This is a genomic window from Glaesserella parasuis (assembly GCF_002015085.1).
GTDB lineage: Bacteria > Pseudomonadota > Gammaproteobacteria > Enterobacterales > Pasteurellaceae > Glaesserella > Glaesserella parasuis.
The window spans coordinates 1-22,606 of sequence record NZ_MUXW01000018.1; the positions used below are offsets into that span (position 1 = coordinate 1).

Consider the following 22,606-nt stretch of genomic DNA (forward strand, 5'->3'; position numbering starts at 1 on the left):
AAAGATATAACCGCAATTGAGGATGCTCACTTTACTCATCAATTATTAGCTAATGATGCTCAGAGGCTAGAAAAGCGCAAACTCCAGGTTTTGAATATAAAAATGGTGTTGCCGTTAATGAGTACAATAAGCAAGTTATTCGAGACTCACTCAAACTGATTTCAGATAAAACTAAAATTACCTTCCAAGAAAGTAGCGAGGAATTCCTAGCAGACGGAACAGGCATTAACTTTGTATTTTCTGAAATGAAAGAATCCCTACTCGGATTTGCGAGTCACGGCGGTAACGTGCATTTGAATGCCCTGAAATTTTCTGACAAGCTCACCCCAGAAAACCAAGGAATTTCTACCCTTTTACACGAAACCATGCATGCGTTAGCATTAAAACACCCTTTTGCACCTACTCTACCCTACCAATGTCGCCACCATCACCGCTTTAATCGTATGCATACGATTTTCTGCTTCATCAAAAACAATAGAGGCTTCGGATTCAAATACTTCATCCGTTACTTCTAATCCGTTCATTCCATATTTTTCTGCAATTTCTTTACCCACAAGGGTTTGGTCATCGTGGAAAGCGGGTAGACAATGTAAGAATTTTACATTTGGATTACCCGTTAATTTCATCAATTCAGCATTCACTTGATAAGGCTTCATTAAATTGATACGAGATTCCCAAGCGGATTTTGGTTCGCCCATTGATACCCAAACGTCCGTATAGACAAAGTCAACACCTTTAACCCCTTCTGCAACATCTTCTGTACAGGTAATTTTCGCCCCTGTTTTCGTAGCCATTTCTGCGACTTCGTCTAATAATGTTTGTTCAGGAAAGAACTGTTTAGGTGCAACTAAACGTAAATCCACCCCCATTAATGCAGCCCCCTCAACAAAGGAATTTCCCATATTGTTACGCGCATCACCTAAGTAAGCGAAATTGAACCATCAAACCCATCACTACCTGCGACAGTATTAATTTGAGCCTGATCAGCTAAAACTAAATTGTCTGCAACAGATAAATTTTTATTTAACGTAATTTGGCTATTCCCCGTCACGGTTAAATTTTTAACATTTTCTAGGGATAAAATACCGCTAAAACTTGGTTTTACATTATTTAATGTTACTGAAACATTTGTTGCTTCACCTGTAAGGATTTTTGTTACTGAATTTGAGGCGCTCGTTACATTGATCTCACGGCTATAAGATTGATCGTTATCTACCCCTGCTAAATACAAATCTTCCACTAACTTCACATTTTCCCCTAACTCAATCGTCACTGGGGTAGTGCTGTGAAAAGAACTAGCGCCACTATCTTTACTATCAGCAATAATTACCGAGTATAGTTTAGTTTCTGTTGGATCAGCATTTCTTACTATCAGGGTATCATGTCCATTATTACTTTTTGTAGTATCGCCATTCCCAAGCAAAATAATTGGGCGAGTGTCCGTAGGTTCGCTTTCAACATTTGTTCTAACGTTATCTAGGGTTAATTTATTTCCATTTGTTACAATTAAAGTTGGAACCGCTTCTAAATTTTTAGAACCTATTGAAGTGAAAATACTGTCTAAACCTCGACTAGGCTTTAACGATAAATTCATATTGGAAAAAGTTACATCTTTTCCTAATGATAAATCATAACCTTCAAAATGTAGGCGATTTCCTTGTCCCTCAATTGTGACTTGTTTATTAAAACTAAAAAAACCACTACCTCGTATTAACCGAGTATCGCCTTCTAAACGAATAATATCGCCATCCCATCATTAGCTTGATTAAGCAATGCTCGAAAGTGTTCGCCACGATTATCTGCTGAGTTGCCCGAAACCGTGTAAGTCTGAGCATTCGCATAATTCATTTCAGGAATAGGGGATAAACATAATAAGATAGCCAACGCTAACGAGGATTTTCGGAAATACATAGACGATCCTTATAAAGATATAAAAAATGAAATTATTAGTTCTAATGAGTTTTACTGAGAGAGTAAAGCAGTATAGTGACTAGAAATTATACTTTTCACTATTTTTGCTATGTATGAAAACTATCAAAATACGATATAAAATTGATAAAACCACAACTAACTAATGAAATTCCTTGCAAAAAATGCTACATTTCTCAAGTTGATTTTTATTTATGTACGGAGAAATCTGAATGAAACTGACCGCTTTAACAGCGTTATCTCCTATTGATGGTCGTTATCAAGATAAAGCGACTGCACTTCGCCCTATTTTCAGTGAATTTGGCTTGCTTAAATTTCGTGTTACCGTGGAAGTTCGTTGGTTACAAAAACTGGCTTCTCACGCACAAATCAACGAAGTTTCAGTTTTATCTAAAGACGCAAACGATCACTTAAATCAAATTGTCGAACATTTTTCGATTGAAGATGCCGAGCGTATTAAAACGATTGAGCGTACGACCAACCACGATGTCAAAGCGGTGGAGTATTTCTTAAAAGAGAAGTGCAAAGCCTTGCCTGAACTGCAAAAAATCAATGAGTTTATTCACTTTGCTTGTACTTCTGAAGACATTAACAATACTTCTCACGCCTTGATGCTTAAAACGGCTCGTGAAGAAGTTTTATTGCCTGAATGGAAAAAAGTGATTGATGCTGTTGTGGAATTGGCTCATCGTTACAAAGATATTCCGTTACTTTCTCGTACGCACGGTCAGCCGGCAAGCCCAACCACGATTGGTAAAGAGATGGCAAACGTGGCATATCGTTTGAAACGTCAGTATAAACAGTTAGAAAACCTAGGGATTTTGGCAAAAATTAACGGTGCAGTGGGAAATTATAATGCGCATCTATCCGCTTACCCTGAAGTTGATTGGCACACCTTTAGCCAAGAGTTTATTCAATCTTTAGGGGTAACTTGGAACCCATACACCACTCAAATTGAACCGCACGATTACATTGCAGAATTTTTTGATTGCGTCTCTCGCTTTAATACGATTGTGATTGATTTTGACCGTGATATGTGGGGCTATATTGCGTTAAATCACTTTAAACAACGCACCATTGCAGGCGAAATTGGTTCTTCTACAATGCCACATAAAGTTAATCCAATTGACTTTGAAAACTCCGAAGGCAACTTGGGTTTAGCCAATGCGGTGATGAACCATTTAGGGCAAAAATTGCCGATTTCTCGTTGGCAACGTGATTTAACCGACTCAACCGTATTGCGTAATTTGGGCGTAGGTTTAGGTTATGCTTTGATTGCTTATGCAGCTACTTTAAAAGGAATTAGCAAGTTAGAAGTGAATGAACAACACTTGCGAGATGAATTGGCTCAAAACTGGGAAGTGTTAGCTGAGCCAATTCAAACGGTAATGCGTCGTTATGGTATTGAAAAACCGTATGAAAAACTTAAAGAGCTAACCCGTGGCAAACGTGTAGATGGTGAAGCGATGCGTCAATTTATTGATGGATTGGCATTGCCACAAGCAGAGAAAGATCGCTTAAAACAGATGACCCCTGCAAGCTATATTGGCTATGCGGTGGAACTTGTTGAAAAGCTGTAAAGTTTCTTAATGGTAGGGACACACTGCGTGTGTCCTACATTTTCGCTTTTCAAACTGTATATTCTATTCGTTTCGTAAATTTTTTGTTAAAACGCACCGCTTGTTGTATATTCACTTTTACTTTCTATTTTCAAACAAGGAGCTAATATGCTGAATATCGTTTTTCTTGACCGTACAGGCATTCCTGCCACTCACAACATTCCACGTCCATCTTTTCCGCATAATTGGATTGAATATGATCGTACTTCTGCTGAAGAAACCTACGAGCGAGCAAAAGATGCCGATATTGTGATTACTAGCAAAGTATTATTTGGACGAGAGTTGTTAGCGAAATTGCCTAAACTGAAGCTTATTGCAATTACTGCGACAGGTACAAATAATATTGATCTCGTTGCAGCAAAAGAACTAGGCATTGCGGTGAAAAATGTAACGGGTTATTCCAGTGTGACAGTGCCAGAACACGTTTTAGGGATGATTTTTTCATTAAAACACAGTTTAATGAGCTACCATCGTGATCAAGTCACCAGCGACCGTTGGGCAACTTGTGGGCAGTTCTGCTATGTCGATTATCCGATTACCGATGTGCGTGGCTCCACCCTTGGCGTGTTCGGCAAAGGTTGTTTAGGGACAGAAGTCGGGCGTTTGGCAGAGTTAGTTGGTATGAATGTGCTTTATGCAGAACATAAGGGGCAACGACTATTCGTGACGGCTATACCCCTTTTGAAGAGGTGTTAAAACAAGCAGATATTGTTACTTTACATTGCCCATTAACTGAAACGACCCAAAACCTGATTAATGCAGAGACCTTGGCATTAATGAAACCGACTGCGTATTTGATTAACACAGGTCGTGGCCCTTTGGTCGATGAAGCTGCTTTACTTGATGCCCTAGAAAATGGCACAATTGCAGGGGCAGCGTTAGATGTGTTAGTCAAAGAACCACCAGCGATTGATAATCCGCTTATTCAAGCGGCAAAACGTTTACCGAATTTATTGATTACGCCACATGTTGCGTGGGCGAGTGATTCAGCCGTCACAACTTTAGTTAATAAAGTGGCGTATAATATTGAAGAATTTGTCAAAACAGGCAAATAATTTGTGATTAACTTAGGAGTTCCTATGAAAAAAACAGTTTTAACCCTTGCTTTAACCGCACTTTTCGGATTTTCAACTTCAGCTATGGCAAATTCAGCTGCTCAAATTGAAGTGAAAGTTCAGCAGCTTGATCCACAAAATGGCAACAAAGATGTGGGAACAGTGACGATTACCAAATCGCCTTACGGTTTAGTATTTACCCCAAATCTTAAAGGATTATCACACGGCTTACACGGTTTCCATATTCATGAAAACCCAAGCTGTGAACCAAAAGAGAAAGATGGAAAATTAGTTGCAGGCTTAGGTGCAGGCGGTCACTGGGATCCTAAAGGGGCGAAAAAACACGGTTATCCTTGGTCTGATGAAGCCCATTTAGGTGATTTACCTGCTTTAGCGGTTGATCATGATGGTAATGCAACTAACCCTGTACTTGCACCACGCTTGAAAGAGCTTGATGAAGTTAAAGGTCGCTCGCTGATGATCCACGCAGGTGGTGATAACCATTCAGACCACCCAGCACCACTTGGCGGTGGCGGAGCAAGAATGGCTTGCGGTGTTATTAACTAATTTTTTGTTGATATAACAGAAATCTCTAAGACAAGCGGGTAGATTTTGGTAGAATTTTACCAATTTCTACTCGTATTAATTTTTATGAACTTAATAACTCCTTTATTTATTGCCTTTCGCTATTGGCGTTCTAAAAGTGGCGACCGTTTTGGTCAATTGGTCACAAACCTTGCAAGTCTAGGCATTGTGTTGGGTGTGATGGCACTTGTGATCGTCCTGTCTGTGATGAATGGCTTAGAAAATATGCAGAAACGCAATCTGCTTTCTACCTTACCCCATGCGATTATTTCACCCATAAATGAAGCTTGGCACAAAGAACAGACGTTAAATTTACCTACTTATGTGGAAAAATCTGTTCCTATTAGCCGTGCCAATGTGATGATTCAAAGTCAGCATGGCATGAATGCGGGGCAATTAATTGGCGTTGAGAAAAATAGTGATGATCCGTTATTAACGGAAGTAAGTGATTTATCAGAACGGTTACCAGCAGGCGATTTTAATGTGTTGATCGGTTCACGCCTAGCCAATCAGTTAGATCTAAATGTGGGTGATAAAATCCGTTTGATGATTACAGAAAATAGCCAATATACTCCATTTGGTCGTGTGCCTGTTCAGCGTCTTTTTACTGTTTCAGATATTTATTATTCAAATAATGAAGCGAGTGCTTATACCTTATTTGCAAATTTGGCTGACTTTGGACGTTTGTTACGCATTGAAGAAGGCAAGAGCCAAGGTGTTCGTTTATTTTTAACTGATCCTTTTTTAGTCACGGAGTTACCTTCGGCATTTCCTTCTGATAAATGGCTGGTTAATGATTGGCGTGAACAGAAAGGAGAATTTTTCCAAGCGGTGAGAATGGAAAAAAATATGATGGGCTTATTGATTAGCCTGATTATTATCGTGGCTATTTCAAATATTGTGACATCATTAAGTTTAATGGTGGTTGATAAACAAGGGGAAATTGCGATTTTGCAAACCCAAGGATTAACCAAAGGACAAATAACACAAATTTTTGTGGCTCAAGGTGCAATTGTTGGGGTAATAGGTGCATTAGTCGGGGGAGTATTTGGTGTGTTAGCAACGGTTTACTTAGGAGATTTTATTCGCTTAATTAACCCTACGGGAATGATGTTGCCGACAGAGATTGTTTCAAAACAAGTCATGGTGATTGTACTTTCTTCGATTGTATTATCGTTGGTTTGCACACTGTATCCAGCCTATCGAGCGTCAAAAATCGAACCTGCGGAAGCATTACGCTATGAGTAGAAAATCACCTATTCCCGAAATGCCTTGGACGGCAAAACATCAATGGCAACTTAAACCCAGTTCACTCTGTGTGATCTCTATGGCAACCATTCTAATGGGAATTGCTGATGGATTATTAGTGTTGGCAAATTTAGGTTCAAGCCCGTGGACGGTTTTCTCACAAGGCGTAGCGTTACAAACGGGATTGTCTATCGGCACAGTGGTTGCCATTATCAGCGTTATCGTACTGCTACTTTGGATCCCACTTCAACTACGTTTCGGGCTAGGCACACTACTCAATATTTTTTGGATCGCTCTCTTTATTGATTTAACCGTACAATATGTGCCAGCCCCCGAAAGCCTATTATCACGCTTCATCCTAATGATAGGGGCTATTTTACTGTTTGGCATTAGCACAACCTTCTACCTTTCGTGCCACTTAGGTGCAGGGCCTAGAGATGGCTTAATGGTCGGAATGTGTCAGAAATACGGCTGGAAAGTAGGGATAGTTCGCACGACAATTGAAGTGACAGTATGTGTGCTTGGTTTTATCTTAGGCGGAACAGTCGGCATTAGCACCTTGTTTTTTGCCTTGTGTGTGGGTTGGATTATTCAATATACGGCAATGGTTTTGGGTGTAAAAAAAACAGGCATAATACGCAAAAGTGTTAATCATAATTAAAAAATAGCTAAACTAGCACTTTTGTACTCCATTCTTTTATGGGTCACCATTCACTTTTAATCAAAGATGATGATGCTTAGAAATTCAAAAATTGCCGAAAACCACGCCGCCGCAACCCCGTGGAAAGCCCCACCCCGTTGGGAGTACCTTTTTAATTATCAGGAACAGATAAAGCCTATTTGATAGGCTCAAGGCTATCCATTTCCTTTATCCACGTTTTAAAATGTGGGTTATTAATCTGTAACGTTTTATCTATGTTTCGTGTGATTAGCTCATTGCGTTCTAGTTTTTTGATCTTGCCTTGAATTGTGCTTGCCGTCAGGTCTTCAATGCCGATTACATCCGCCAACATTAAACGGGTTTCCCTGCTGTATGGTGTGCCGTTACCGTTGGCGATTAGCTTCAATAATTGGCGTTCTATCTCTGATAAACGTTGCCATTGGCTAGCAATTCCGCCTTGTTCTTCCATTTGTGATAGGCGGTACTTTATCGCTTCATCTAGCGTTAAATCAGGGTTAATAATCATATCTTGAGCAATAGCACGCATATATAACGGGGTAAAATGAAGGCGTTCAAAGGCTTGATAGAATGCGATTTTATCTAGCTGTTTTCCCGTGCGTTGATAATAAATATCTGCCAAAAAGTCCGTAAAGGCTTTATCTAAATGCGGAAAATTCAAGACGTGGGCAAAATGAAAGAATGGGGCTTTGTTATCGTTAAACATTGCCTTTAATCCGTTTGTACTGCTTCCCGTAAAAATCACTTTAATTTTTGACTGGTTTACATCTAGCCCTGTTCTTAATGAACGAATAAGCCCATCATTCCCTTTGCTTCGTGCTAATTCTTGGACTTCATCGAGCAACATTAATACTGGCTTTTCGCTCTTCTCTGCGATCTCGTTTAACAGTCTGCTAAGGTTGATTTGTGCTTGTTCTTCCTTATCATTTAATTCTACGCCTACGCCCAAAATATCAAGGCTTTTGATGTTTTTCAGCGTATCTATTAGCTTGCTTTTTCCCTGTGTGATGTCGTTTAGAAAATCAAGCAAGGCATAAACAAAGGCTTGTTGTATTTTGCTGTCATTTGCCTGATCCATAAAGCTGAAATAGAAAACATTAAAGCCCATATCTTCTGCTTTGGGTTGAATGTCATTTAGTAAAAACTGAGTTTTGCCCATTCTTCGAGGGGCGAAAAGTGTCAATGCGTGTGTAATGCCATCTTTTAAGCTAGTCAAAAGGCGTTGAGCAAGTTCACTTCTTGGGAAATATAAAGGGTCTGTTCTTTTCATTTTAGATAGAATTATATGATGAAAGTATAATTATACATTCTATGTATAATTTTGTATAAATCAACATAAACCTAAATAAACGGCTGTAACAATCTCAACTGTTTATAGTCATTTATAGACTTTATCAGTCCTGCTAGTATTGAGTAGTTAGTAGTGGTTAATAGTAGGTTTTCATTCACTTCACCAAAACCTGCAGTTAAAAAGGGAATTTATCAGCCAAAACCAAAACACTACCTGTCCACACTTTTGCAATTTCAAAAATTAGAAAGTAGCTTGAAGCCTTGTGCGGTAAGGTGCTATTGTATGAAAATGTAAGAAAAAATAAGAAATAAAAAACCGCTAAAGAGCGGTTTAATTGAATGTTGGTGCAGTGGTCGGATACATTCAAGCAATGTAACATATTGAAATAAAAGGTTATTTTATATTTAAACCCTAAATCATACCCCTAAACGTACCCCTATAATAAAAAAACGCCTATAAATAGATTATTATTTAATCATTTTTTAGCGGCTAAACACTACAGCATTTTGAAGTTTATCACTTGTATAGGGTTGTTTTTAAAATTGGCGGATCAGGTGAAGAAAGTTCACTTTTTACTATGGTGATATAACTATGCTTCGGTGTCATCTCCTCAAAATTGAGGAAATGATTTAATTTTAGGATAATCCATTTACTTAAAATAACACGCCTTGCAATTTTAAGAGACTGAAGAAAACCAGTATCAGCAAATTCAACATCTACCGCCATCATTCTAGGCATAACTATTCACTTTTAATCAAAAGATGATGATGGCTAGAACCCCGAAAAATTGCCGAAAACCACGAGCCCGTAACCCCGTGGAAAGCCCCACCCCGTCGGGAGTACCTTTTTATTTGGAGCAAATATATAATTATATTTCCTATGTATAATTTTGTATAAAGCCCCTAATTCTTAAAGCCCACAAAAAAGCCCTACATTCAAAAAATGTAAGGTTTACCTCTGTTATCTCTGATATATTTTAAATTGCCATCTACACTGTTTGAATATGCTTCAATAAGACTTCATTAATCCTTGTTTGCCAACCTTGCCCCGTTGATTTAAACGCTTCTATAACTTCAGGTGATAGCCTCAATGTGATAGCTTGTTTTGTCGGTTTCTTTTGCTTCCCTCTGCCTGTTTTAATTTTTCCTTGCCGTTCCATTTCGTTTTGATGTGTGGTGACTAAATTCACAAAATCTAAGGGTAATACATCTTTGATTGGTTTGAATTGATGGAGGTCGTCAGCCTGTAACTCTCTTACTTCCCCGTCAAAATCAGTTAGATGATTGTATTGCTTCATAGTGTTTTACCTCTCTTTTGTTTGCTTTGCGAAAACTAATAACCCTTACGCCGTTCTGAATTGGCGTAAAACAAAGAACGTGTAACCGCCCTTTTAAAAAGCCAACAGCCACAAATCTAGGCTCTGGATAATGAAAACGTTCGTCTTGTTTGATGATTGCCGTTTTCCATTCAAAAAAAGCCACTTCATCAAAAGATAATCCTCTTTCAGTGATGTTCTTATTGCTTTTGTTAGGGTCATAATTAATCAGCATAACGGCTATTTATGGGGTTAAAGTTATTTTATTGTAACTACATTATAATATAATTTCAATCTTTTGTAGTCATTTGTAGACTTTATCAGCGTTGTTAGTATTGAGTAGTTAGTAGTAGTTAATAGTAGCTTTCCATTCACTCAGTCAAAACAGCCTTACTTGCGTTACTCCTCACACGCACGTACTGCTCCGAAATTCCGCCAAAATGTGTAGCATAAAAAGGGATATTATCCGCAGAAACCAAAACGCCACCCCTCCGCCACTTTTACTGTTTCAAAAAAATTTTTTTATATTTAGTAAAAAACAGTAGTCCAATTAGTCCAATTAGTCCAATCCTTTAAAATCAAACACTTAAGTGGCATTTTTTGGACTAATCGAGTAGTCCAATGTAGTCCAAAATTAGTCCAAAACTAACAAAATACTCTTATTGTTCATTTTTTGAGTAGTCCAAAATGCCCCAAAATTAGTCCAAAATGCCCCAAAATTAGTCCAAAACGACCCCAAATTAGTCCAATGAATTTTATGTAATATATTGATAAATAAAGATATTATTTTTTTAATAGGTATTTTGGACTAATTGGACTACTAAAAAACTACGCGCATGAAAAAAAATTTTTTTTGCAAAGATAAAAAAAGAGCTAACCATCTCTGGAAAGCTCTTAAATCATCAATGTAGCATACAGACCACAAAAAGCACTTAATGATATGGTTTGTTATGGTTTTTATGCTTCATCACTTTCAACAAGTGGGAAAACGAGATAACATCTTGTACGTTTCGGATCTATCCTGCTTGGTATTCTTACTAAGTATCTATAGCCATTTTCGCCCTTAGATAGCATTCCTTTATCTGATAGGATTTTACAAGCCTGCTCCTTTGCGTGTCCCTTTATCGCTTCCTCAAAGGCTAATGGATACAGATAAAAGTGCTCTATCTCATTATCTCGTTGAGGAATGATTTTATAGCCTGCGATATTCGAGATGGCTCGCTGTTCGGGGTTGTTTGGGTATTCGATAAACCGCCCCTCAGCATTTGCTAATAGCCAGCCGTTCACCTGCTCAATGATTTGTTTCTCTTCTTGGCTATGTAGCCCGAATATATTAATCCATTCATTGAAGCAGTGTAGTAAGGCTTCACCGTTGGCGGAAGTGTCCCACCCTGTGAGAAAGCTCGCTAGCTGTAAAGCGGTTTCAAGGATAGCGAAACGGCTGGCCACTCGTTGAACCTGTGGACTTGCGTCACTTGGCAAGCGGTCTAGCCACTTGGCTTTTATTTGGCTATGAACGCTAATCAGTGTTTTCTGATTGTCCGCCACTGTTAGCCACTCAATCCACGCCCTGCCAACGGCTCCGTAGTGTTGCTTGCTCGCATAATTCAAGTGGTCGGCGTGTGCCTTGCCGTCAGGGAATGAATGATAGACTTTCGCCCTTGTGATAGGCACATTCAGCAAGCGGACTAATTGCCCTGCTTTTATCTTAATGCCTCCCATAGATAAATAGCCCTCTATATCCAGCTCCCCCGTAGAAAATACCATAATCCGCCACCGTTGAAGCTCTCTATTACCACCGTCTTTCGCTCCCTGTATTTTCCCCACGCCATTAAATAAAGCGTAAGAGGTTTGCTCAACGCTCTTATAAGTTGATGATTGCCCAACTTCATCAAGTGGCATAAAGTTATCATTTCTTGCCGATGCCTCATTCATTAGCCCTAAAGCGGTTGCGTTCCACGATAAACGGATTTTGTCAGGGTGTCCGTATAGACTGCTGGCAATGTTAGCGGTGGTGGTTTTGCCTGCGGTTGAGCCACCGAATAAGTGAACTCCAAAGCTCTCAGCCTCTATGATGTTCATTATCGGGGCAGATAAAGCGCAAGCAATACTTAACATCATAGAGGGATTAACTCGCACGTTATCGGCGATCTCTTGCCTCCAGCTCTCTATTGTGCCTTTGGTGTCGTATCCACTGGCGGTGGCGGATTGACGATTAAATAGCACGGGTGTTTCAGGTTCGCCTAATACTTCCCCATTTGGCAAAATATAAGCCCCATTATGCCACCCTGTAGCGTTGGTGATGTGCCATAGGGTACGCTTACCGCTACTTTGTAAATAGTCCGCTAGCTCGTTGCGTAGGTAGGTGCGAGTAGTTAAGCGTAGCCCTTTTGCTTTGAGCTGTCGCCATCCCTCCCGTTCGCCTAAATCCCCCAAGGATAACGCCTCTTTGACTGGTTGCGATTTGCCCTCAGGCGTCCACTCTAGCACGAGATAATGTTCAGCTTCACTTTGCCCTATACCTACTACAGAAATCACATCAGAAAGCCATTCTGTACGCTCTGATAGCAGTTCGCCTGTATCCTTGTCATATTTCGGGGTAATGCGATAAAGCCCCTCTACGCCGTTTTCTGTGCGTTTTTCTACATAAGGCTTATGTTTATCTATGTCAGCATTCACATCATCGCTAGCGGTCACTTCCGCCACGTTTTCCGCCATTGCTTCACCTTGTCGAATGCGTTCGATATATCCGCTTAAATCTTCAAGGTGTTGCTCGGCTTCGTCAATGTAGTGAATGATTTTAGCCTGTGTGTTGTTAGCAAGGTTTAAGCAAAGTTTATCCATGATCTCACCGCTTACATCTTCACCGTGATTAGCTCGCTGTATCGTGATGATATAAGCCTTTTTAGGTGCTATGCGGTATTGATGAACGTTTTCCAAAACCTCAGCAGTAAGCACAATAGGGGGCGATTTCTCGCCCTGTGGTAACACATCATCAAGTGCTATCTCTCCCTGTGTGCGTTCAGCTGGTGGAGCTTTGGCAAAATCCCACGCTTGAGAGCCGATAATGATATAGGCATTCTCCGCATTAGGTTTTTGCAGTTTCATATTTGGGGCGTTTTTTAGCTTAGTGAATACTTTCATTTTCGCCCCCTGTTAAGCCCATTACTGCCATTTGGCTAGCTGTGTTGCATTGAGCAATGATTTGATGAAATTGACGAGCAACAAAGCTAGCCACAATGTTTTGCAATAGCGTTTTCTGTACTTCTTCGTCGCTCATATCCTCTTGATTTGCCAGACTTGGCGGAAGCTCTAGCAACACTTTAGCGATACATTGCAACTCACCACATAAACGGCTCGATAGCTCAGGGTTTACTATTGAGACATCGGCTAATAGCTCGCTGAGTGTGTCAAAAAGAATATGGCAACGTGGAAATATCGGCTCCTCTGTGCCGTCTAGCATATTCTTGTAAGCGATTGCGATAGCGTCCTTTTCGGCTTCGCTGAAGTTATCCCAGTTTAATTCTTTGCTCATACATTCCCCCTTAGTAACTGCTCATCTTGTCGATTTAATGTTTCATAAGATTTTGCTGTAAAGGCTTGTTTAGCTTCCTGTTCGCTTAAAATCTCGTCCGTTTTATCAATCAAGCAATTAATTCTGTGGGCGTGTCTTTGCAAAACCTCCAACTGCTCCGATTGTTCGCTTAAATGCCACTGAATAACGCTTAGGGCGTGTTTTAATACCTCACCTGTGTAAGCGGTCGGATTATCCGCCATTGCGTTAATTTGGGCATTTATGCGCGCGTGGTCTACGTTCATTCGGTCCAACAACGATAAAGGGATTTTGATGTGCTGAATGTTACTCATCGCCTAGCCCTCCTATGTAAACCATTTCAACGGCTTTGTATTGTGCCTTTAGCGTTTGATAGGCTAGGTCTGCCTGTGCTTTGGCTTGGTATATGCCACATTTGACTAGCTCGCCTTTGTCGTTGAAGCAGTTGATTTGATACTGGTAAACCTTAGCAATGCGAAATTCAATATAAACATTCATAGGGTCGGCTTTTCGTGATTGCATTTCCGCCACCGCTTGCCCGTGCTTGTCGAATGTGCCTAGTAGCGTTCTTCTGCCGTTGGCGGTGTAGCCTGTGAGTTGGTATGGGTTATTCATTTTCACCCCCTTTTCTCAAGCTGATATATACACCGTCTTTGCTGTTTTCTTCGATTTCTTCAATGAAATGATTGACTGCATCTAAGGCTGTTCTAATGGTTTTATGGTTAGTGAAAAAATCATCACTTTCGCCGTCCATTCCGTCTGAATAATCGTGTGAAATAAGCGTTAGAATTGACTTAGCATAGTCTGCGTAACGGTGGATATTGCCTACTTTGCCTTGCTCTAAAGCATAGTGAGTTGGGATTTTGTTTTGATTACGCATATACGCCCCCTTTTGTCGCAAATGAAAGGGCAATAGATACATTTCGGGCGGTGTTTCCGCTTGGGGTTTGGGTTGGTTTTTTCATAGTGTCGTATGTTTTAGTTAGTGATGAATAGGATATATCGCCCTGTTTGATAGGGTGCGATAAGGTCTCAACTGCTACATACGAATAGCTAGCCTTATTCGTCCGATTACTCGGCTTATCTCGGCTTATCAACCTTACCGCAAATTCGATACTTTTCGGGCAGTGTTTGCCTAAAGAAGTGTAAATTTGAGATAAAAAAATACCGCTTGTATTAGGGTTGCGGTTGCCCTCGTATGTAGTAGTGCAATCATCATACCCGTAACGGCTTACTTTTGGCAAGCTGTTATTTTGTTCAGGGGTTGGGCAAGCGGTCTGATTTGTTCTGAATTTTGCAATAGGACGGTCAAGCAATAGGCGATAGTCCGCAGATAGCTGTAAGCGTGCTTGCTCTTCGCTGTCGGCTTGAATGTATAAGGTTTCTTGGTTGTAGGTGTGCTTAGTGCGGTTTAAGCATAGGAATTTGTAGATCATTTTTGATAGCTCCAAGTATGATTTATGAAGGCTACCGCTAAACTTCTGAGGGTTTGGGCGGTAACGTGTAACGGGCTCAGAAACTGCGATACTTGGAACACAGCAAAGGGCGAAACCTTTCCCATTACACGCTACCATTGAGAGAAAACCACTCTCCCGATTTTTCGGGGCTGTGTTTTCTTTAGGTGTGCGTGTGCTACGAATAAAAAAACACGCTTGGGGCGTGCTATTCGCCAAGTATAAATCGTTCGAGTTCTGAGGCTCGGTTGTAGATTTTGCTACAACGTGAACAGAATAAATCTCACTTAGCATTTTGTAAAGTGAAATGTTTTCATTAAGATTGATTTTTAAATGAAATAGAGTAATATCTCTATTGATGTTTACAATATGGTTTTTCATAAGTATGTTACCCCATTGCCCCTTAGTGTTTAGGCTAAGGGGCTTTGTTTTATGCCACCATTGGCAAATGATTGCGTAAGAAATACAAGGCAGATTGTTCTAGCTTTGCCTTGTTCGTCGATATATTTAGCCTCCTTAAAATTAAGGTGGCGAAAGTTCATTAAATCTCAGGTTTTCTCAGGTTCTAGTGTTTTTCTCATTTTTGAGTAAAACCCTAGGCTGTACTTTCATTTGGTGCTACCAACTCAATAACCGTAGGGCGAAGTGAGCCGTCAGAGCTTGTATGGTTGATAACTTGCTTATCTAACCCTAGTAACTTTGCTTTTCCCATTGTGGCTGATACTGCAACGCTTAACTGCTCACGTTCTAAAGCCTTTTCTCTGGCTACCTCTAGCTCATCTAGTAAATCATCTACTGTCAGTTTGTGTCGCTCTATGTGTTCAGCTTGTAGTTCCTCAATCCTTGCCGTAATCTTGCCGTTATCCATTAGCTCTTTTGCTTTGCGGTGAACCGTTTCGGGTTTCATTCCATCCGCTTTATAAGCCTTGCGATAGGCTTCGCTTGCGTTGCCAGTTTCAACAAAATACTGAGCAAAATTTTCTTGCTTTGGTCTGTCTAAGGTTGGCATTGCTCCCCCTTAATGCGTTTTTCCATAAAGAGCAAATCTACTTGTTTGCGATTAGCCTTAGCCATCATTTCCAACGTGATTTCATTACCTGTGTAGTGTTCAATCAATGGATTTACGCCGTCACCGTATTGAGAATGCTCGTAGAAATATCTGATACTGTCCGCCACTTCATCATCAATCAGTAACGGTGTTTGGGTGGCTTGTTGTTGATAAGCAATAATTGCTAGAGCTTCTTTAAATGCGGTGGCTCCCGCCATTTCAATTATGATTTGATCGCCCATTTCTAACCACAAAATACCGATATAAAACGGTTTGCCGTTGTCGTCTTGTTGTTGCTCAATGCGAATATAGGGAAAATCTAAACTGCTTAACGTTGCTTTAATCGGTGCTTTCATTAGCTCGCCAATCCCTTGGGGTGATAGGTCATATTTAAGTGTTTTTTCTTGTTCGTTATTTGTCATTGTTTTGCTCCTTAACTGAAATCTTGTACAACGCATCAAACTTCTTCCGTAGTGGCGATAACTGAAGTAATAGGCTATCGCTTGGCATTGCTTTAAATTCCCTCGCTAGCGTTTCTATTCGCTCAGATAACACGATTAGCAATTCATCTAATGGGTAAGGTTCATCATCTGAATACAAGCTCTTAAACGTGAATAGAGGCGTTTTAGAGCCGTTTTCAATGTAGTGCTTAATTGCCATATCCATTACAAGAGGGTTCATTTTGGCAATTACGCATTTAATTACTGCGGTCATTTGCTACCTCTTCAGCGTAGTACCGATCTTCTCCTTTCAGCATTTCAATCACTGCTTCAATGATTTCAGTTTGTGTAAGTGGCTCGCCCTCGCTACCTAATACTGCCCCGTAGATACAGGCTTCTAATAATTTAATCGCTTCGTTGATTTGCTCCTGTTGCTCAGTGAGCAGGTTTTTATTTACTCGCATTCTTCCCCCTTAAACTGTGATAAATAGCGTTGTGTTTCGTACTCAGTCAGCATTGGTAAACCACATTTAGCACGCTCACCATTTAGCAAGGTGATAGCTTTCAAGGCTTCTTTTGCATTAGGGAAGCTGTAAATGGTGTAAGTCCCTGTTCCGTATTGGTTTGGTCTTTCGGTTTTGTGAATGGCAATATTGTGTAGTCTTGGTAATTCCGTCACCTCATTGCGTCCGCTATTGATGAAGTATTTAAAATCAATCTCTCGCCCACTTATGCCTTGTGGGTGTTCTAGTAGTGCGGTGATAGATTTTGCTTTTCGGGTTGGATAAATAAGCTGTTTCATAAGATGTTACCTCGTGAATGTGCCTTAGCTGTTTACATATTCCATAATGTCCGCCAATCTCCAACGAGTGGAACGGCCACATTTTTTAGGTTGTGGGAAAATGCCCTCCTTGACGTATTTGTAAATAGTGGTGACTGAATGCCCTGTGATAGCTTTCACTTCTTGAACATCAAGCAATTGTTTTTGGTGGGTGGTTTGGGTTGGGTTTAATGTTTCCATCTTTTACGCTCCTTTGCGTTGTTGTTTTTGTATTCGGGGCGTATTGTGGGCGTGTTTTAGGCAAAAAAAATGCCCTGTACTTGTAGAAGTCAGGGCGTTACTTGTAAAAGCTAGGGCATTACTTGTAAAAGACAGGGAACTAAACTATTTATACTTTTCCTTTTAGCCAATTATTACGAACTGTACCGTAGTTTAGATTATGTTTTAAAGCGAACTGTTCAGCAAAATGATTTTTACTTAACCTAATATTCTGCTCCATATATCGTGCACTTTCAGCTTTATATTCTTCAATTGCTTGTTTCCTTAATTCATTAGTTTTACTATGCCTTTTGCTTACTGCATTTTTTGCATTATCTGATATTGCCTTTCTTGCAATTTCGTCATTGTGCTCTATTTTAGCTTTTTCTATTAGATACTTAGCTGTTTCTATTAAGGTTCTGTAAATTTTTAAATGTCTTAAGTGATGTGCTTGAATAACTGCTTCTGCTGACAATAAACAAAATTTCATTGCCTCGCCTTTGTTGTGGATCATGGTTTTTTGAAGTTGTTTGCAGTGTTTCCCTGTTTGAATTTTAATAACTTCTTTATTCGATATTTTTATTGCCTTTTGCAACCAGTAAAGAGCAATAAATCCTATTAATTCATACCCCTTCAATGTCTCGTTAAAAGGCGTACAACTCATTTCATCAATAACTGATAATACAATATCGGATAATTCAATTTTAAATTCTTTAGAATTGTCTGTTATGTATTTTTGTGCTTGTGTAACATCAAGTATATTACCATTAAAAAACACACCTCTAAAAACAGGGTCATTTTTTGTTAGTTTATCAATATATTCTATTTGTTTTCTAAATTCGATTTTCTTAACTATCTCATGTATATAATTAGAAAATCCGTTACCGTTTAACAGTCTTAACGTTTCCTCATTCGTTGTTTTATCAAATATATAATCTATTTCATCAAATAGAAAATAGGCAAGTTCAGAAAATTGCGATCCTGAATTTACATATTTAGTTTTTAAATCTTGAAGATAACTCATACATTCCCCTTACAAGCGGTCAATTTCCGCCAAAAATCTGTTATTTACTCAATTTCAAACATCATTCCGCATTGCTCGCAATAATCGCCTACAGCTTGTAATGCTTGCTTACGTTCTTCCATAAATTGCCAGCGGTCATAGACTGCTTGCGTTTTCTCTTTACCTATTGAATGGTGAGCTAGAGCAAGCTCAGCAACCACCACGGGAACGCCTATACTGGTTAAATAGGTTCTAAATATCGATCTGATACCGTGTGCGTCTTGCTTGCCCTCGTAGCCGTTTTCTCTTAATGCTTTTGCTACGGTGTCCTTGCCAATGGTTCCGCTGTTGCTTTCTGTACTCGGGAAAATATAACGGCTGTAACCGTATCTTTGGCGGATTGTGGCTAGTAACCGTGCCATTTGTGACGAAATCGGGATAATGTGATCTATCGGTTGCTCTTTCATCTTCCTAGATTGCTTCATTCGCTTGGCTGGAATAATAAAATACTGCTCACTTTCATCAATAAACCGCCATTCAAGCCTTGTAAGCTCGGTTTGTCTTAAGCCTGTAAGCATAGTCAGGTTAAAAGCTAGTAACGTATTAGGCTTAATTCTCTTGCTTAAATAGGCGTTATTCATTGCCGTTAATAGCTCGGGTAATTCATCGGGCATAATCGCAGGGTGATTTTTTGCCAGCGGTGCAACAAAATCATCTTTTGCAATGTTGCAATTGTGGCTTTCGATAATGCCTAATTTAATGCCGTGATCCATTGTGGCTTTAATCAAGCGGTGTAATTTATCTAGCGTATTACTTGCCCCAATTTGAGAATACAGCCCCACCAACAATCGAGGTTTGATTTCTTCCAGCGGTAAATTGCCAATGATAGGGAAAACGTGCCTTTCTAACCGCTCCCAATTCTTCCGCCTCGTTTCTTCATTGTGGGCTTTTAAAGGGTAAATATCTCTAAACCAACGCTCACACACATTTAAAAAACTGTTTTCTTGCTGCAGTTGTTTCGCTTGCTCTTGTTCTTTACGGTGAATTTGTGGGTCAATCCCTTTGGAAATAAGCAAGCGGTATTCATCTCGTAATGCTCTTGCTTGTGCTAGTGATAGGTTTTTTAGCTCGCCTAAACTTAAATCAGTCTGCTTGCCTGTATTTGGACGAACATACCTAAACCGCCATATTTTGGAACCATTTTTTTTCACCAATAGAAAAAGTCCCTTTCCGTCCATCATCTTATAATCAGTTTCGGCAGGTTTTGCATTTTGTATTGTGGTTTTATGAAGCTCTTTAGCAGGTCTTGCCATACGTTCTACCTAGCTTTAACGTGTTTTTAGGGGTACGTTCCCCCTAAAAAAAGATTTAAGGGTATAAAGTGGATTTCATACCCCTAAATATACCCCTAAAATTTGCGGTTGTAAATGTATAAATGCGAACGAACACGAAGGAATAGGAAAAGTAGAAAGTAGCTTGAAGCCTTGTGGTATATGGTGATAGTGTATTAAAATGAACGAAAAAATAAGAAACAGAAAAACCGCTAAAAAGCGGTTTAATTGTGTGTTGGTGCCAGTGGTCGGACTCGAACCGACACGCTTTATGGGCGGCGGATTTTGAATCCGCTGCGTCTACCGATTTCGCCACACTGGCAAGCTGAATGAGTGCATTATAGGGGGCTTCGGTTAAGGTTGCAAGTAAAAATCGTGTGGTTTCAATCGGTTGTTTTTATTTTCAACACTATTTCAATACTAAGCGGTGTAAATGCCGATTAAAATCGAAATAAAGATCCCCATTCCTACATAGTGATTATTTAAAAAGGCTTTGAAACAGGCTTCTCGTTCACGTTGTTTGGTGAGTTTGCATTGGTAGATAAATAAGGTAGCAGTTAGCCCTAATGCAATAAAGTAAGCGGTTGAATAGTGGCTTATTTTTCCAAAAATCGTGAGTAGGACTAATGCAGTTGCTTGCAATAAGGCAATGATTTTATTGTCGTATTGAGCAAATAAAATTGCAGTTGATTTTACACCGATTCGTAAATCATCATCTCTATCCACCATTGCATATTGGGTGTCGTAGGCAACCGTCCAAGCAAGATTAGCAAAAAAGAGTAGCCAACACTTTAGGGGTAAGGTTTCACTTACCGCTCCGTATGCCATTGGAATTGACCAACCAAACGCCATTCCCAGTACAAATTGGGGTAAATGTGTGTAACGTTTCATAAAAGGATAAACAGTGGCTAAAGCAACGGCAATCACAGATAAGCCAAGAGTATAAAGGTTTAATTGTAATACCAACAGAAAGGCAATAAAAATCAGTGTGGCAAAGAGTATTTTGGCTTCTTTTGCTGTGGCTCTGCCTGTGGCAAGTGGACGTTGTGATGTTCGTTTTACGTTACCGTCAATGTGGCGATCGGCATAATCGTTGATGACACAGCCTGCCGCACGCATCACAATTACGCCAAGCACAAAGATGATTAAAATAGGTAAAGGCGGAACGCCATCTGCCACTGCAAATAACGCCCATAAGGTCGGCCAAAGTAATAAAAAAGTACCGATTGGCTTATCTAAACGCATTAATTGCATATAAGCCAACCATTTGTCTTGACTAAAATGTGATTTCATTCTTATTTTTCGTTACAAATATGCACAGCGACATCACTGTGAATAAGATGGTTTTGCAATTCTATTGGCAATGGGCGATCAGTAAAGAGATAATTCACTTCTCTGACATCGCCTAAACGCACAATCGCATTGCGAGCAAATTTGGAATGATCGGAAACAAGAACCACATTGCGAGCATTTCGCATTAACGCACGTTTAACTTGTACTTCGTGGTAATCATAATCCATCATTGAACCATCAGATTCTACCGCACTAATGCCTAAAATACAGTAATCTAAACGAAATTGATTGATGAAATTGACGGTTGCTTCGCCAATAATACCGCCATCGGTGCGTAAACCACCGCCTGCAATTGTAATTTGAAAATCTTCTTTTTCTTTAAGGATATGAGCGGCGTTTAAATTATTGGTGACAATTCGAAGGTTTTTATGGGAAAGTAGTGCAAAGGCAACTGCTTCAGGGGTAGTGCCAATGTCAATAAAGAGTGAAGCACCATCAGGGATCATCTCAGCGACTTTCATTCCGATACACTCTTTTTGCAGAGAGAAGAACTGTTTACGTTCAATGTAATCGCTATTTTCGCTGGTAGAAGGCGCACCTGCACCGCCGTGATGTCGGCGAATTAAGCTATTTTCGGCAAGTTCATTCAGATCACGTCGGATTGTTTGAGAGCTCACATTCAATTGAGCAACAAGCTCTTCCGTGCTGGCATAGCCTAATTGATTAACCAATTCGATAATTTTATTGTGGCGAATGGACTGTTTCATTTTTATTCTCCCAATTCACATTTGCAAAATTTTTCCTAAAAGTGACCGCTTATGTAGTGTGCCCCTACAGATAAACTTAATTAGACGTATCAATCTCTTCAAAAGATTTCACGAGATCATCGATCGCTTTCATTTGTGAAACAAAGGCTTCTAACTTAGACAACGGAAGGGCTGATGGACCGTCGCATTTTGCTTTGTTTGGATCTGAGTGAGCTTCTAGGAATAAACCTGCCAAACCAATCGCCATACCTGCACGAGCAAGTTCTGTTACTTGATCACGACGACCGCCTGACGCTGCGCCAAATGGGTCACGGCATTGTAATGAGTGGGTGACATCAAAGATCACTGGGCAACCTTTTGACACTTTTTTCATTACGTTAAAACCAAGCATATCCACGACTAAGTTATCGTAACCAAAGTTTGTACCACGGTCACATAAAATCACTTTATCGTTACCGCACTCTTCGATTTTTTCTACGATATTTCCCATTTGTCCTGGGCTTAAAAATTGTGGTTTTTTCACGTTGATAACTGCACCTGTACGAGCCATTGCTTCGACTAAATCTGTTTGACGAGCAAGGAATGCAGGTAGCTGGATAATATCAACCACCTCTGCAACAGGCTGGCATTGATAGATTTCGTGTACGTCGGTGATGATTTTGACACCGAATGTGTCTTTCAACTCTTGGAAAATTTTTAAACCTTCTTCCATACCAGGCCCACGATAAGAGCGAATAGATGAACGGTTTGCTTTGTCGAATGAAGCTTTAAAGACATAAGGCACGCCTAATCTTTGCGTAACTTCGACATATTTTTCACAGACTTGCATTGCCATATCACGACTTTCAAGTACGTTCATTCCCCCAAATAATACGAAAGGTTTGTTATTTGCAATGTCGATATTGCCGAGAGAGATTGTTTTTTGTTGCATAAGAAATCCTTAATAATTTCGCAAAC

At 39.9% G+C, this 22,606-nt stretch carries 26 protein-coding genes, 1 tRNA gene and 2 pseudogenes; 5 read left to right on the forward strand and 24 right to left on the reverse strand.

Annotation, left to right across the window (positions count from 1 at the left end):
- Positions 1–404 precede the first annotated feature (404 nt).
- The 3 genes and pseudogenes from B0183_RS05925 to B0183_RS05935 all read right to left on the reverse strand — a co-directional run.
- Positions 405–935, reverse strand: a pseudogene (locus B0183_RS05925) (Rossmann-fold NAD(P)-binding domain-containing protein); the annotation flags it as partial.
- Positions 920–1,594, reverse strand: a complete 675-nt coding sequence (locus B0183_RS05930; protein WP_075630430.1) for a hypothetical protein — start codon at positions 1,592–1,594, stop codon at positions 920–922. The pseudogene B0183_RS05925 and the gene B0183_RS05930, both read right to left, overlap by 16 nt.
- A gap of 134 nt (positions 1,595–1,728) precedes the next feature.
- A complete protein-coding gene (locus B0183_RS05935; RefSeq protein WP_005710756.1) occupies positions 1,729–1,911 on the reverse strand; it encodes a hypothetical protein in 183 nt (60 codons plus the stop codon).
- Between the two features lie 230 nt (positions 1,912–2,141).
- Here B0183_RS05935 and purB point away from each other — a divergent pair, with 230 nt between their 5' ends.
- The 5 genes and pseudogenes from purB to yczE all read left to right on the forward strand — a co-directional run bounded on the left by purB (position 2,142) and on the right by yczE (position 7,097).
- Positions 2,142–3,509, forward strand: a complete 1,368-nt coding sequence (purB, locus tag B0183_RS05940) for an adenylosuccinate lyase (protein WP_071610340.1) — start codon at positions 2,142–2,144, stop codon at positions 3,507–3,509.
- Between the two features lie 147 nt (positions 3,510–3,656).
- Positions 3,657–4,603: pseudogene (locus tag B0183_RS05945) on the forward strand (2-hydroxyacid dehydrogenase).
- A 24-nt stretch (positions 4,604–4,627) separates the two neighbouring features.
- A complete protein-coding gene (sodC, locus tag B0183_RS05950) occupies positions 4,628–5,170 on the forward strand; it encodes a superoxide dismutase family protein (RefSeq protein WP_021111642.1) in 543 nt (180 codons plus the stop codon).
- Positions 5,171–5,254: 84 nt separating this feature from the next.
- The gene (locus B0183_RS05955) at positions 5,255–6,436 is read left to right on the forward strand and encodes a lipoprotein-releasing ABC transporter permease subunit (RefSeq protein ID WP_021112556.1); all 1,182 of its coding nucleotides are present in this window, start codon (positions 5,255–5,257) and stop codon (positions 6,434–6,436) included.
- On the forward strand, positions 6,429–7,097 hold the full coding sequence (yczE, locus tag B0183_RS05960; RefSeq protein ID WP_043896519.1) for a membrane protein YczE: 669 nt from the start codon (positions 6,429–6,431) through the stop codon (positions 7,095–7,097). Before B0183_RS05955 ends, yczE begins: the two co-directional genes overlap by 8 nt.
- Before the next feature lie 175 nt (positions 7,098–7,272).
- Here the strand turns inward: yczE and B0183_RS05965 are convergent, their stop codons facing one another.
- From B0183_RS05965 to kdsA, 21 genes are all read right to left on the reverse strand, one after another.
- The gene (locus tag B0183_RS05965) at positions 7,273–8,385 is read right to left on the reverse strand and encodes an AAA family ATPase (protein ID WP_078208511.1); all 1,113 of its coding nucleotides are present in this window, start codon (positions 8,383–8,385) and stop codon (positions 7,273–7,275) included.
- Between the two features lie 1,009 nt (positions 8,386–9,394).
- Positions 9,395–9,703: a BrnA antitoxin family protein gene (locus B0183_RS05975; RefSeq protein ID WP_010787288.1), complete on the reverse strand. Its 309-nt coding sequence runs from the start codon at positions 9,701–9,703 to the stop codon at positions 9,395–9,397.
- The gene (locus B0183_RS05980) at positions 9,678–9,956 is read right to left on the reverse strand and encodes a BrnT family toxin (RefSeq protein WP_012621903.1); all 279 of its coding nucleotides are present in this window, start codon (positions 9,954–9,956) and stop codon (positions 9,678–9,680) included. The genes B0183_RS05975 and B0183_RS05980 overlap by 26 nt, the downstream gene beginning before the upstream one ends.
- Positions 9,957–10,678: 722 nt before the next feature.
- Positions 10,679–12,865 carry a DUF927 domain-containing protein gene (locus B0183_RS05985; protein ID WP_078208512.1) on the reverse strand — a complete coding sequence of 729 codons (2,187 nt, stop codon included), beginning with the start codon at positions 12,863–12,865 and terminating at the stop codon, positions 10,679–10,681.
- On the reverse strand, positions 12,849–13,256 hold the full coding sequence (locus B0183_RS05990) for a hypothetical protein (RefSeq protein ID WP_078208513.1): 408 nt from the start codon (positions 13,254–13,256) through the stop codon (positions 12,849–12,851). Before B0183_RS05990 ends, B0183_RS05985 begins: the two co-directional genes overlap by 17 nt.
- Positions 13,253–13,588 (reverse strand): hypothetical protein, encoded by a 336-nt coding sequence (locus B0183_RS05995; protein ID WP_078208514.1) that lies wholly within the window; start codon positions 13,586–13,588, stop codon positions 13,253–13,255. Before B0183_RS05995 ends, B0183_RS05990 begins: the two co-directional genes overlap by 4 nt.
- Positions 13,581–13,889 carry a hypothetical protein gene (locus B0183_RS06000; protein ID WP_035494882.1) on the reverse strand — a complete coding sequence of 103 codons (309 nt, stop codon included), beginning with the start codon at positions 13,887–13,889 and terminating at the stop codon, positions 13,581–13,583. Before B0183_RS06000 ends, B0183_RS05995 begins: the two co-directional genes overlap by 8 nt.
- Positions 13,882–14,154 (reverse strand): hypothetical protein, encoded by a 273-nt coding sequence (locus B0183_RS06005; RefSeq protein ID WP_078208515.1) that lies wholly within the window; start codon positions 14,152–14,154, stop codon positions 13,882–13,884. Before B0183_RS06005 ends, B0183_RS06000 begins: the two co-directional genes overlap by 8 nt.
- A complete protein-coding gene (locus tag B0183_RS12710) occupies positions 14,147–15,109 on the reverse strand; it encodes a host cell division inhibitor Icd-like protein (RefSeq protein WP_234802039.1) in 963 nt (320 codons plus the stop codon). The genes B0183_RS06005 and B0183_RS12710 overlap by 8 nt, the downstream gene beginning before the upstream one ends.
- A gap of 214 nt (positions 15,110–15,323) precedes the next feature.
- Positions 15,324–15,737 carry a terminase small subunit gene (locus tag B0183_RS06015; protein WP_016527745.1) on the reverse strand — a complete coding sequence of 138 codons (414 nt, stop codon included), beginning with the start codon at positions 15,735–15,737 and terminating at the stop codon, positions 15,324–15,326.
- On the reverse strand, positions 15,725–16,198 hold the full coding sequence (locus B0183_RS06020) for a hypothetical protein (protein WP_026916866.1): 474 nt from the start codon (positions 16,196–16,198) through the stop codon (positions 15,725–15,727). The genes B0183_RS06015 and B0183_RS06020 overlap by 13 nt, the downstream gene beginning before the upstream one ends.
- A complete protein-coding gene (locus B0183_RS06025; protein WP_078208516.1) occupies positions 16,188–16,490 on the reverse strand; it encodes a hypothetical protein in 303 nt (100 codons plus the stop codon). The genes B0183_RS06020 and B0183_RS06025 overlap by 11 nt, the downstream gene beginning before the upstream one ends.
- The gene (locus tag B0183_RS06030; RefSeq protein WP_035491143.1) at positions 16,474–16,680 is read right to left on the reverse strand and encodes a hypothetical protein; all 207 of its coding nucleotides are present in this window, start codon (positions 16,678–16,680) and stop codon (positions 16,474–16,476) included. The genes B0183_RS06025 and B0183_RS06030 overlap by 17 nt, the downstream gene beginning before the upstream one ends.
- The gene (locus tag B0183_RS06035) at positions 16,671–17,018 is read right to left on the reverse strand and encodes a hypothetical protein (RefSeq protein WP_035491146.1); all 348 of its coding nucleotides are present in this window, start codon (positions 17,016–17,018) and stop codon (positions 16,671–16,673) included. The genes B0183_RS06030 and B0183_RS06035 overlap by 10 nt, the downstream gene beginning before the upstream one ends.
- A 24-nt stretch (positions 17,019–17,042) precedes the next feature.
- On the reverse strand, positions 17,043–17,237 hold the full coding sequence (locus B0183_RS06040) for a helix-turn-helix transcriptional regulator (protein WP_005713020.1): 195 nt from the start codon (positions 17,235–17,237) through the stop codon (positions 17,043–17,045).
- A 148-nt stretch (positions 17,238–17,385) separates the two neighbouring features.
- On the reverse strand, positions 17,386–18,279 hold the full coding sequence (locus tag B0183_RS06045; RefSeq protein WP_021109724.1) for a hypothetical protein: 894 nt from the start codon (positions 18,277–18,279) through the stop codon (positions 17,386–17,388).
- 44 nt (positions 18,280–18,323) lie between these two features.
- Positions 18,324–19,571, reverse strand: coding sequence for a tyrosine-type recombinase/integrase (locus B0183_RS06050; RefSeq protein ID WP_021109725.1), 1,248 nt, complete (start codon positions 19,569–19,571; stop codon positions 18,324–18,326).
- 254 nt (positions 19,572–19,825) lie between these two features.
- Positions 19,826–19,911 (reverse strand) — tRNA-Leu (locus B0183_RS06055).
- 98 nt (positions 19,912–20,009) lie between these two features.
- Complete coding sequence (gene ubiA, locus B0183_RS06060; RefSeq protein ID WP_021112526.1) at positions 20,010–20,882, reverse strand: 4-hydroxybenzoate octaprenyltransferase; 873 nt, start codon at positions 20,880–20,882, stop codon at positions 20,010–20,012.
- Between the two features lie 2 nt (positions 20,883–20,884).
- Positions 20,885–21,649, reverse strand: a complete 765-nt coding sequence (locus tag B0183_RS06065) for a DeoR/GlpR family transcriptional regulator (protein ID WP_078208517.1) — start codon at positions 21,647–21,649, stop codon at positions 20,885–20,887.
- 76 nt (positions 21,650–21,725) lie between these two features.
- The gene (gene kdsA, locus B0183_RS06070; protein WP_078208518.1) at positions 21,726–22,580 is read right to left on the reverse strand and encodes a 3-deoxy-8-phosphooctulonate synthase; all 855 of its coding nucleotides are present in this window, start codon (positions 22,578–22,580) and stop codon (positions 21,726–21,728) included.
- Between the last annotated feature and the right edge of the window lie 26 nt (positions 22,581–22,606).